The following is an 11,920-nucleotide window of genomic DNA, read 5'->3' on the forward strand; positions in this document are numbered from 1 at the left end:
GGTCTGGACGGGACTCACGAGATGCCCAGCTCCTTGTCGATCAGGTCGAAGATCTCTTCGTTGGTGGCGGACTCGACGGCTTCGGCGGAGTCCGCCCCGCCGTCGGCCCCCGCGGGCTCCGCCGCCGGTTCGAGGCGGGCGAGGGCGCCGCGCAGCCGCCGGGCCAGGCCCGCGCGCCGGTGTGCCCCTTCGGTGCCCGCGTCGGCCAGTTCGGCCGCGAGCGCGTCGAGCCGGTCGAGTTCGGCGGCGCCGGGTGGCGCGGCCGGCGCGGCACCGGCGAGGAGCCGGGCGGCGAGGTGGCGGGCGAGCGCGTCGGGGGTGGGGTGGTCGAAGACGAGGGCGGCCGGCAGCCGGGTCCCGGTCGCCGCCATGAGCCGGTTGCGGAGTTCGACGCCGGTGAGGGAGTCGAAGCCGAGCTCCTTGAACGGCCGCTCCGCACCGATCAGTTCGGTGGAGGCGTGGCCGAGGACGGCGGCGGCGTTGCCGCGCACCAGGTCGAGCAGGGCCCGGTGCGCCTCGGCGGGCGGCAGGCCGCCCAGCTGTTCGGCGAGCGAGGGTCCCGCGGGCGCGGTGGTGGCCGCGGGCGCGGCGCCCTTGCGCGCCGCGCCGCGCACGAGGCCGCTGAGCAGTGGCGGCAGTGGGGTGCCCGTGGCGGCCGCCGCGCGCAGTGCGGCCGGGTCGACATCGGCGGCCAGTACGTGCGGCTGCGCCGCGCTCAGAGCGGCGTCGAGCAGCGCGAGGGCCGCTGCGGTGGACAGGGCGCCGACGCCGCCCCGCGCCATCTTCCGCACGTCGGCGTCGGTGAGGTGCGCGGTCAGGGCGCTGCGCTCCTCCCACATGCCCCACGCGATGGACACGGCGGGCAGCCCTTCGGCGCGGCGGCGTGCGGCGAGCGCGTCGAGCGCGGCGTTGGCTGCGGCGTAGTTGGCCTGTCCGGCGGCGCCGAGCAGGGCGGCGCCGGACGAGAACAGGACGAAGGCGGCCAGGTCGTGCTCTCGGGTCAGCTCGTGCAGGGCGAGCGCGGCGTCCGCCTTGGGCCGCAGGACGCGGGTGAGCTGCTCCGGTGTGAGCGCGGTGAGGGTGGCGTCGTCGAGGACTCCGGCGGCGTGCACGACACCGGTGAGCGGGTGCGACCGGGGCACGCCCGCGAGAAGGTCGCCGAGGGCGGCGCGGTCGGTCGCGTCGCACGGCTCGACGGTCACCTCGGCGCCCGCATCGCGCAGTTCGCGTACGAGCTGCCCGGCCCCCGGGGCGTCCGTGCCGAGGCGCCCCGTCAGCAGCAGACGGCGTACGCCGTGGGCGGTGACCAGGTGGCGGGCGACGAGTCCGCCGAGGGTGCCGGTGCCGCCGGTGATCAGCACGGTGCCGTCCGGGTCGAGGGGCGCGGGCAGTGTGAGGACGTTCTTGCCGATGTGCCGGGACTGGCTCAGGTGGCGGAACGCCTGCGGTGCCTGGCGCAGGTCCCAGCAGGTGAGCGGCAGCGGCGTCAGGGCGCCCCGCTCGAACAGGGACAGGATCTCGGCGAGCATGGCGCCGACCCGCTCCGCTCCGGCCTCCATCAGGTCGAAGGCCCGGTAGTGGACACCGGGGTGGTCGCGCGCCACGTCGTCGGCGTCGCGTACGTCGGTCTTGCCCATCTCCACGAACCGGCCCCCGCGCGGAAGCAGCGCCAGTGACGCGTCGACGAACTCCCGTGCCAGGCAGTCGAGTACGACGTCCACGCCCCGGCCGCCGCTGACACCGAGGAAGCGGTCGGCGAAGTCGACGGTGCGCGTCGAGGCGATGTGGTCGTCGGCCAGACCTGCCGCCCGCAGCACGTCCTGCTTGGCGGGGCTCGCCGTCCCGTACACCTCGGCTCCGGCGTGCCGGGCGAGCTGGACGGCGGCCATGCCGACGCCGCCCGCCGCCGCGTGCACGAGGACCGACTGGCCGCGCCGCAGCCCGCCGAGGTCGAACAGGCCGTAGTACGCGGTGAGGAAGGCGATCGGCACCGACGCGGCCTGCGCGAAGGTCCAGCCGGCCGGGATCCGGGCGAGGGTGCGCTGGTCGGCGACGGCGGTCGGCCCGAAGGCACCGCCGAACACGCCCATCACCCGGTCCCCCGGCGCGAGGTCGCCGACGTCCGCGCCGACCTCGAGGACGACCCCTGCGCCCTCGCTGCCGAGCGTCGTCTGGTCGGGGTCGAGCCCGAGGGAGACCACCACGTCGTGGAAGTTGAGGCCCGCCGCCCGCACGGCGACACGCACTTGGCCCGCGCCGAGCGGGGCGAGCGCGTCGGGCGCGGGGACGGTCGTGAGCCCGTCGACCGTGCCGTCCCCGGACAGGGCGATCCGCCAGCCGTCCGCACTGTCGGCGGGCGGCGGCAGGGTGTCCCGGCCGGGCCCCGCGGTCAGGCGCGGCACGAGGATCTCCCCGGCGCGCACGGCGACGTGGGGTTCGCCCGAGGCGAGCGCGGCGGGCAGGGCGGCCCGCGACTCCGGGCGGCCGTCCAGGTCCACGAGCAGGAATCGGCCCGGGTGTTCGACCTGCGCCGTCCGCAGGAGGCCACCTGTGCCGGACCGCGTCCAGTCCGCCGCCCGGTCGCCGGGCCCCGTGCTCACCGCGCCCTGGGTGACGACGGCGAGAACGGAGCCGTCGAACCGCTCGTCGGCCAGCCATTCCTGTACGAGGGCGAGGCATTCGGCGGTGACGGCGTGGAACTCCGCGCCGCTGTCCCGGCCTTCGGCCCCGGTGCCCTGCGCGGCGTTTCCTCGCGGGCAGTCGGCGACGACCAGGGCGGGCACGGGGCTGTCCGGTTCGGCGCGCAGGGCAGCCAGGTCGCCCCAGTCGGGCGTCGGCGAAAGGCCGTCGGCGTCCGGCGCGGGCTCCAAGGCCACCCAGTCCACCCGGTGCAGCCCGTCCCGCCCGTCTCCCGCACGCGGCGAGCCACCCACAGAAGCGGGCCGCAGGGCGAGCGAACCGGCCGAGAGGACCTCCTGCCCCGCGAGGTCGTACACGGTCAGGGCGACGGCGTCAGGACCCTCGGCGGTGAGCCTGACCCGTACGGCGGTGGCCCCCGTGGCGTGCGCGGTCACGTCGTTCCAGCTGAACGGCAGACGTGCGGTGTCGTCACCGGCGGGCAGCAGGGCGGCGCTCTGCAGGGCGGCGTCCAGGAGCGCCGGGTGCAGGCGGTACCCGGGGGCGTCGGCGTGCTGGCGCTCGTCCAGGACGAGTTCGGCGCAGATCTCGCCGTCCCTGGCCCAGGCGGCACGGAGCCCCTGGAACGTGGGCCCGTACGTGTATCCGGCCGCCGCGAACCGCTCGTAGAGGTCCCCGATGTCCACGGCCTCGGCCCCGGGTGGCGGCCAGGCGACGAGGGCGGGCCCTGCGGGGCGGATGGCGGGGGCGACGGTTCCGGTGGCGTGGGCGGTCCACACGGGGGCGTCCCCGGAATCCGGCTCGGTCTCCCGCTCCGTACGCGAGAAGAGGCCGAGCGCCCGTCGCCCCTCACCGTCGGGCGCCCCGAGCCGGACCTGAATGTGCACGGCGCCCTCTTCGGGCAGCAGGAGCGGTGCGGACAGGGTGAGTTCGTCCACCGTGGCGCAGCCGGCTTCGGCGGCGGCCCGCAGCGCGAGCTCCAGGAAGGCGGTGCCGGGCAACAGGACGGCGCCTTGGACCGCGTGCTCGGCGAGCCACGGATGCGTACGCCGCGAAAGCCGCCCCGTGCACAGAAGTTCACCCGTGTCGGCGATCTCCACGGCGGCGCCCAGGAGCGGATGCCCTGTCGTGCCGAGCCCCGCGGAGGCGACATCCCAGCTGGTGGCCGGGACGTCCAGCCAGAGACGGCGCTCCTGGAAGGGGTAGGTGGGCAGGTCGGTACGGACGGCACCAGTTCCCTCGAAGACGGCCGACCAGTCGACCGCGAGGCCGTGCACGTGGGCCTGCCCCACAGCGAGCAGCATCCGCTGAAGGCCGCCTTCGTCCCGACGCAGCGTGCCCAGGACCACGCCACTCGCCCCGGCCGCCTCCAGCGTCTCCTCGACCGCCATCGTCAGCACCGGGTGCGGGCTCACCTCGATGAAGGCGCCGAAGCCGTCGGCAGCCAAGGTGCGGACGGCCGACTCGAAGCCGACGGTGCGGCGCAGGTTCGTGTACCAGTACGCGGCGTCCATCTCCGAGGTGTCCAGCCACTCCCCCGTCACGGTCGAGAACAGCGGGACGTCACCGGGGGCCGCCTCGACCCCTTCAAGGGCCTGCCTCAACTCCGCCTCGATCTGCTCCACATGCGTCGAGTGCGAGGCGTAGTCCACGTCGATACGGCGGGCCCGTACCCCGTCTGCCGCACAGCAGTACAGGAGTTCCTCCAGGGCGTCGGAGTCGCCCGACACCACCACGGCCGAGGGTCCGTTGACGGCGGCCAACGACAGCCGCCCGCCCCAGGCGGTCAGCCGCTCCTCCACCGCGGTGGACGACAGCGCCACCGAGACCATCCCGCCGCGCCCGGCGAGGCGCACAATGGCCCGGCTGCGCAGGGCGACGACCTTCGCTCCGTCCGCCAGGGACAGCCCACCGGCCACCACCGCTGCCGCGATCTCCCCCTGGGAGTGCCCGACGACGGCATCGGGCGCGACACCGTACGAGCGCCACAGCCTCGCCAGCGACACCATCACCGCGAACAGCACCGGCTGGACCACGTCCACCCGCTCAAGCCCCTCGCCCGAGCGCACGGTGTCGAGCAGCGGCCACTGCGTGTACGGAGCGAGCGCCGCCTCGCACTCCGCCATGAACCCGGCGAACTCCGCCGACGCGTCGAGCAGTTCACCAGCCATGCCCACCCACTGCGCGCCCTGCCCCGGGAACACGAACACCGTGCCGTCGGGCACCTGCGCCTTCGCCGTCACGACCTGCGGCGAGGGCTCTTCGGACGCCAACGCGCGCACACCCTGCATCAGTTGCTGCCGGTCTCCGACCACCACGGCCCGGTACTCGTGGAGCGCCCGGGTCACCGCCAGCGAAAGGCCCACGTCACCGACGTGGACGACGTCCTCGCCGCACACCTCGAGCAGTCGCGCGGCCTGCTCCCGCAACGCCTGCGGCGACTTCGCCGAGAACACCCACGGCACCGGCACCGGCGTCCGCGCCTCGGACGCCCGCGCGGCGGTGTCCTCCGACACCTGCTCCAGAATCACGTGCGCGTTCGTCCCGCTCACGCCGAACGACGACACCCCGGCCCGGCGCGGCCCGCCGGCGGCGTCCCACGCGCGCGCCTCGGCGAGCAGCCGCACGTCCCCTGTCGTCCAGTCGACCTGAGGGGTCGGTTCGTCGACGTGGAGGGTCTGCGGCAGCGTCCCGTGCCGCATCGCGAGGACCATCTTCATCACCCCGGCGACACCGGCCGCCGCGGAGGTGTGGCCGATGTTGGACTTCAGGGAGCCCAGCCACAACGGCCGCCCCTGCGGACGCCCCTGCCCGTATGTGGCGAGCAGCGCCTGCGCCTCGATCGGGTCTCCGAGCGTGGTCCCGGTGCCATGCGCCTCCACCGCGTCCACGTCCTTCGCCGACAGGCCCGCGTCCGCGAGCGCCGCGCGGATCACCCGCTGCTGGCTCGGCCCGTTCGGGGCCGTCAGGCCGTTGCTCGCCCCGTCCTGGTTCACCGCGCTCCCCCGCACCACCGCAAGCACCGGGTGGCCGTTGCGCCGGGCATCCGACAGCCGCTCCAGAAGCAGGATTCCGGCGCCTTCGCCGAAGCCGGTGCCGTCCGCGCCCGCGGCGAAGGACTTGCAGCGGCCGTCGGCCGCGAGGCCGCCCTGGCGGCTGAACTCGACGAAGAGTTCGGGGCTGGACATCACGGTGACCCCGCCCGCGAGCGCGAGGGCGCACTCGCCGCGGCGCAGCGACTGCACCGCTGTGTGCAGGGCCACGAGCGAGGAGGAGCACGCCGTGTCGATGGTGAGGGCGGGGCCTTCGAGGCCGAAGGCGTAGGCGATGCGGCCGGACACGACGCTGCCGGAGTTGCCGGTGCCCAGGAAGCCCTCGACGTCCTCGGGGATGTGCGGAAGGAGCCGTACCGCGTAGTCCTGCTGCATCAGACCGATGAAGACGCCCGCGGGGGTGCCGCGCACCGCGGCCGGGTCGATGCCTGCGCGCTCGAACGTCTCCCAGGTGAGGGTGAGCAGGAGGCGCTGCTGCGGGTCCATGGCGATCGCCTCGCGGGGCGAGATGCCGAAGAAGTCGGGGTCGAAGTCGCCGGCGCCGGCGAGGAATCCGCCTTCGCGCACGTACGAGGTGCCGGTGTGTGCGGGGTCGGGGTCGTAGAGCGTGTCGAGGTCCCAGCCGCGGTCGGTGGGGAAGGCGGAGATGCCGTCGCCGCCGGACGCGACGAGCCGCCACAGGTCGTCGGGGGTGCGGACGGCTCCGGGGAAGCGGCAGCCCATCGCGACGATCGCGATCGGTTCGTCCGCGGACGACGCGGTCGCGGTGGCTTCGGAGCCCGCCTCGGCGGGTTCGGGGCCCGTCCCGGCGGGTTCGGGGCCCGTCCCGCCGAATTCGTCGCGCAGGTGCGCCGCGAGCGCCTGCGGTGACGGGTGGTCGAAGACCAGCGTGGCGGGCAGCCGCAGGCCGGTCGCGGCGTTCAGACGGTTGCGCAGTTCGACGGAGGCGAGCGAGTCGAAGCCGAGGTCGCGGAAGGCGCGTGCCGGTACGACCGCGCTGTCGGAGGTGTGGCCGAGTACGGCTGCGGCCTGCGCGCACACCAACTGGACGAGCGTGCGCAGGCGTTCGGCCTCCGGCAGGGCGGCAAGGCGCTCGGGCAGTGCGGCGTCGGTGCCGCCGGGCCGCACGGCGGCGGCCGTGGGCCTGCGTACGGGTACTCGTACGAGCGAGCGCAGGAGCGGAGGCACGGCCTCCCCCTCGGCGGCCCGGGCCCGCAGTGCGCGCGCGTCGAGCCGGAGCGGCAGCAGCGCCGGGGCGTCGACGGTGAGGGCGGCGTCGAGGAGCGCGAGGCCCTCGTCGGTGGTGAGCGGCGGCATGCCGGAGCGGGCCAGCCGGCGCAGGTCGGCGTCGTCGAGGTGGCCGGTCAGGGTGGAGCGCTGCTCCCAGAGGGTCCAGGCGAGGGAGTGCGCGGGCAGGCCTTCGGCGTGGCGGTGCTGGGCGAGGGCGTCCAGGTAGGCGTTGGCCGCTGCGTAGTTGCCCTGTCCGGGGCCGCCGAAGGTGCCCGCGGCGGAGGAGAAGAGGACGAAGGCCCGCAGTTCCTTGTCGCGGGTGAGCTCGTGCAGGTGCAGGGCGGCGTCGGCCTTGGGGCGCAGCACCGTGTCGACGCGATCGGGCGTGAGGGAGGTGATGACGCCGTCGTCGAGGGCGCCCGCGGCGTGTACGACGGCTGTCAGGGGGTGGTCGGCGGGGATGCCGTCGAGGAGGGCGGCGAGCGCGTCCCGGTCGGCGGCGTCGCAGGCGGCGACGGTGACGTGGGCGCCGAGCGCGGTGAGTTCCTCGGCGATCTCCGCGGCGCCCGGCGCGTCGGGGCCGCGTCGCCCGGCGAGGAGGAGGTGACGGACGCCGTGCCGGGCAACGAGGTGGCGGGCCACGCGGGAGCCGAGCAGTCCGGTGCCGCCGGTGACGAGGACGGTGCCGTCGGGGTCGAGAGTGACCGGGTGCGGGTCGGTGGCGGGGACCTTGGCGAGGCGGGGGGTGAGGGCCCTGTCGCCCCGTACGGCGAGTTGCTGTTCCCCGCTCGTGAGCGCCGCTGCGACGGTCTGCGGCGCCGCCTCTTCGTCGAGGTCCACGAGGACGAAGCGGCCGGGATGTTCGGACTGGGCGGAACGCACCAGGCCCCACACGGCCGCGCGGGCCGGATCGGTGGGCGCGTCACCGACGGCGTCCCCGGTGACGACGGCGCCCCAGGTGACCAGGACGAGCCGCGTGTCGGCGAGACGCTCGTCGGCGAGCCAGGTCCGGAGGATTTCCAGCGCCCGGTGGACGGCGGTGTGCACGCCGTCCGGGTCGGTGTCGGCAGGCCGGTCCTGAGGTGCGAAAGTCCGGTCCTGAGGTGCGAACACGAGCTGCGGAGGTGCTGTGCCCGCGTCGAGGGCGGTGATGAGTGCAGCGGTGTCGGGGTAGGCGGTCGACGTCGGCAGGCTGCTGTTGTCGGGGCCGATGACTGCCCAGTCGGTGCCCACCGGAGCGGGTGGGCAGGTGAGGGGGGTCCACTCCACCTGGAACAGCGAGTCGTGGTGGGTGCGGGTCGTGGGGGCGTCAGGTGCGGCCGGGCGCAGGGTCAGGGCCTGAACGGTGGCGACGGGGTTTCCGTTGGCGTCGGTGACGTCGAGTGTGAGAGTGTCCGGCGCGGTCCGGGTCAGGCGGGCGCGCAGTGCGGTGGCGCCCGACGCGTGCAGGGTGACGCCCGACCAGACGAACGGCATGCGGCCGCCGTCGTTCCCCGCGTCGTCGGCGGTGAGTCCGCTGGCGTGCAGAGCGGCGTCGAGCAGCGCCGGATGCAGGGCGAACTGCCCGGCGTCCTGGTGGAGTTCGGGCGGAAGCTCCGCTTCGGCGCACAGGTCGTCGCCGAGCCGCCACGCCGCCGTGAGTCCCTGGAAGGCGGGCCCGTAGGCGAAGCCGCCCTCGGCGTAGCGCGCGTACATGCCGTCGAGGTCGACGGGGTCGGCGCCGGGCGGGGGCCAGACAGCTCGGGTGTCGTGGGCCGGGGCGGGGGCCGCCGGGGCGAGGATGCCGGTGGCGTGGCGGGTCCACTCCTCGTCCGTGTCCGGGTCGTCGGGCCGCGCGTGCAGGGCCAGGGTGCGGGTGCCGTCGGCGGCCGGTGCGCCGACGGTCAGGCGCAGCACGACGCCGCCGTCCGGGGGCAGCGTCAGGGGGGCTTCGAGGGTGAGGTCGTCGACGCGGGAGCAGCCGGTGCGGTCGCCCGCGAGGACGGCGAGTTCCAGGAATGCGGTGCCGGGCAGCAGGGCGTCACCCTGGACGGTGTGGTCGGCGAGCCAGGGATGGGTGCGGAGCGAGAGTCGCCCCGTGAACAGCAGGCTGTCGCTGTCGGCGAGCGCGACGACGGCACCGAGGAGCGGGTGCCCCGAGGGGTCCAGGCCCAGTGAGGCGGCGTCGCCCGCGGGCGCTCCTGAGTCCTCCAGCCAGTAGCGCTCCCGCTGGAAGGCGTACGTGGGCAGGTCGGCGCGGCGGGGGTTCTGCGGGGTGAGGGCGGCGTCCCAGTCGACGTGGACGCCTCGCACGTGCAGTTCGGTGAGCGCGGTGAGCAGGCGGCGCGGGCCGCCGTCGTCGCGGCGCAGCGTGCCGAGGGCGAGGGCGTCGGTGCCGGCGGCGGCAGCGGTGTCCTGGAGGGCGGCGGTCAGCACGGGGTGCGGGCTGACCTCGATGAGCACGCGGTGGCCGTCGGCCAGCAGGGCCCGCGTGGCCTGCTCGAACTCGACGGTGTGGCGGAGGTTGTCGTACCAGTAGGCGGCGTCGAGGCGCTCGGTGTCCAGGAGGCCGCCGGTGACGGTCGAGTAGAAGGGCACGTCGGCCGGGCGTGGCGCGATGTCCGCCAGCGCCTCGGACAGCTCGGCGCGGATCCGCTCGACGTGCGGGCCGTGCGAGGCGTAGTCGACGGGGATGGTGCGGGCCCGTACGCCGTCGGCTTCGAGGGCGGCGAGGAGCTCGGCCAGGGCCTCGGGGGCACCGGAGACGACGGCCGACTCGGGGCCGTTCACGGCGGCGAGCGCGAGCCGCCCGCCCCAGGGCGCGATCCGTTCCCGTACCCGGTCGGCGGGCAGCGACACCGACGCCATGCCGCCGTGCCCGGCCAGCGCCCGCAGCGCCCTCGCGCGCAGGGCGACGACCTTCGCGGCGTCGTCGAGGGTGAGGGCCCCGGCGACACAGGCCGCGGCTATCTCCCCCTGGCTGTGCCCGGCCACGGCCGCGGGCTCGACACCGTGGGCGCGCCACACCTGGGCGAGGGAGACCATCACCGCGAACAGAGCGGGCTGCACGACGTCCACGCGGTCGAACCCCGGGGCGCCGGGGGCGCCGCGGACCACGTCGAGGAGTGCGAAGTCGGTGTACGGGGCGAGGGCGTCGGCGCACTGGGCGAGGCGGGCGGCGAACTCCGGTGAGGTGTCCAGGAGTTCACGGGCCATGCCGGGCCACTGGGAGCCCTGGCCTGGGAAGACGAAGGCGACGGCCTCGCCGGTGCGGGCGGCGGCGCGCACGATGCCGGGCGGCAGCGGGTCGGCGTCGCGGGCGAGCGCGTCGAGCCCGTCGAGCAGCGCCTGACGGTCCTCGACGACGAGGGCGGCCCGGTACTCGTGCGCGGCCCGGCCCGTCGCCAGGGTGTGGGCGATGTCCGGCAGACGCAGGCCGGGGTGGTCCGCCAGGTGGGCGCGCAGGGTGGCCGCCTGGGCGCGCAGGGCGTCGCCGCCGCGCGCGGAGACGACGCAGGGCACGGGGCCGGAGTACTCGTCGGCGGGCGGCGGCTCCTCGCTGAGCGGCGGCTCCTCGGCGGGCTCGGCCTGTTCGAGGACGACGTGGCCATTGGTGCCGCTGACGCCGAAGGAGGACACGGCGGCGCGGCGCGGACGCCCCGTCGCGGGCCAGTCGATGGTGTCCGTGACCAGCTTCAGCGACCCCGTGGACCAGTCGACCTGCGGGGTGAGGTCCGTGCCGTGCAGGGACGGCGGCACCACGCCGTGCCGCATGGCGAGGATCATCTTGATGACGCCGCCCACACCCGCGGCGGCCTGGGTGTGGCCGATGTTGGACTTCAACGAGCCGATCAGCAGCGGCCGTTCGGCAGTGTGCTCACGGCCGTACGTGGCGAGGAGCGCCTGCGCCTCGATGGGGTCGCCGAGCGGGGTGCCGGTGCCGTGCGCCTCCACGACGTCGACGTCCGCCGCCGTCAGCCGGGCGTGCGCGAGGGCCTGGCGGATGACGCGCTGCTGGGAGGGCCCGTTGGGCGCGGTGAGGCGGCTGCTCGCGCCGTCCTGGTTGACGGCGGAGCCGCGTACGAGCGCGAGCACCGGGTGGCCGTTCCTGCGGGCCTCCGACAGGCGCTCGAGGAGGAGCATGCCGACGCCCTCGCCCCAGCCGGTGCCGTCGGCGGCGGCCGAGAAGGACTTGCAGCGCCCGTCGGCGGCGAGACCGTTCTGCCGGCTCATCTCCACGAACGGCACCGGCGTGGACATCACCATGGCGCCGCCGGCGAGCGCGAGCGTGCAGTCGCCCTGCCGCAGCGCCTGGCAGGCCAGGTGGAGGGCGACCAGGGACGACGAGCAGGCGGTGTCGACGGAGACGGCGGGGCCTTCGAGGCCGAAGGTGTAGGCGATGCGGCCGGACGCGACGCTGTCGGAGCTGCCGTTGCCGAGGTAGCCCCGGACGTCGTCGGGCACCTGGCGCAGCCGGACCGCGTAGTCCTGGTACATCACCCCGGCGAAGACGCCGGTGCGGCTGCCGCGCAGGGTGTGCGGGTCGATCCCGGCGCGTTCGAACGTCTCCCAGGTGGTCTCCAGGAAGAGCCGCTGCTGCGGGTCCATGGCGAGGGCCTCGCGCGGCGAGATCCCGAAGAAGCCGGGGTCGAATCCCGCGACGTCGTCGAGGAAGCCGCCCTCGGCGCTGTACGTGGTCCCGGGGCGCTCCCCCGCCGGGTCGTGCAGAGCGGCCAGGTCCCAGCCGCGGTCGGCGGGGAAGGGCGTGATCGCGTCGGTGCCCGTCGAGACGAGGCGCCACAGGTCTTCGGGGGTGCGCACACCGCCGGGGTAGCGGCAGCCCATCGCGACGACGGCGACGGGTTCCCGGTCCTTGGCCTCGGCCTCGCCGAGGCGCTGCTTGGTCCGGTGCAGGTCGGCTGCCACCCGCTTGAGATAGTCGCGCAGCTTGTCGTCATTCACCGTGCATCGTCACCTTTGGTACGCGGGGCGGGCGGGGGGGCGTCCGGGCGGGGGGGCTA

General features: G+C 75.3%; 1 protein-coding gene. It reads right to left on the bottom strand.

Features of this window, described 5'->3' with window-relative positions; genetic code table 11:
- Positions 1–14: 14 nt before the first annotated feature.
- Positions 15–11,861 carry an SDR family NAD(P)-dependent oxidoreductase gene (locus tag AC07DI_RS14545; RefSeq protein WP_478904668.1) on the bottom strand — a complete coding sequence of 3,949 codons (11,847 nt, stop codon included), beginning with the start codon at positions 11,859–11,861 and terminating at the stop codon, positions 15–17.
- Positions 11,862–11,920: the final 59 nt, after the last annotated feature.

Source organism: Streptomyces sp. NPDC044106 (assembly GCF_056433985.1).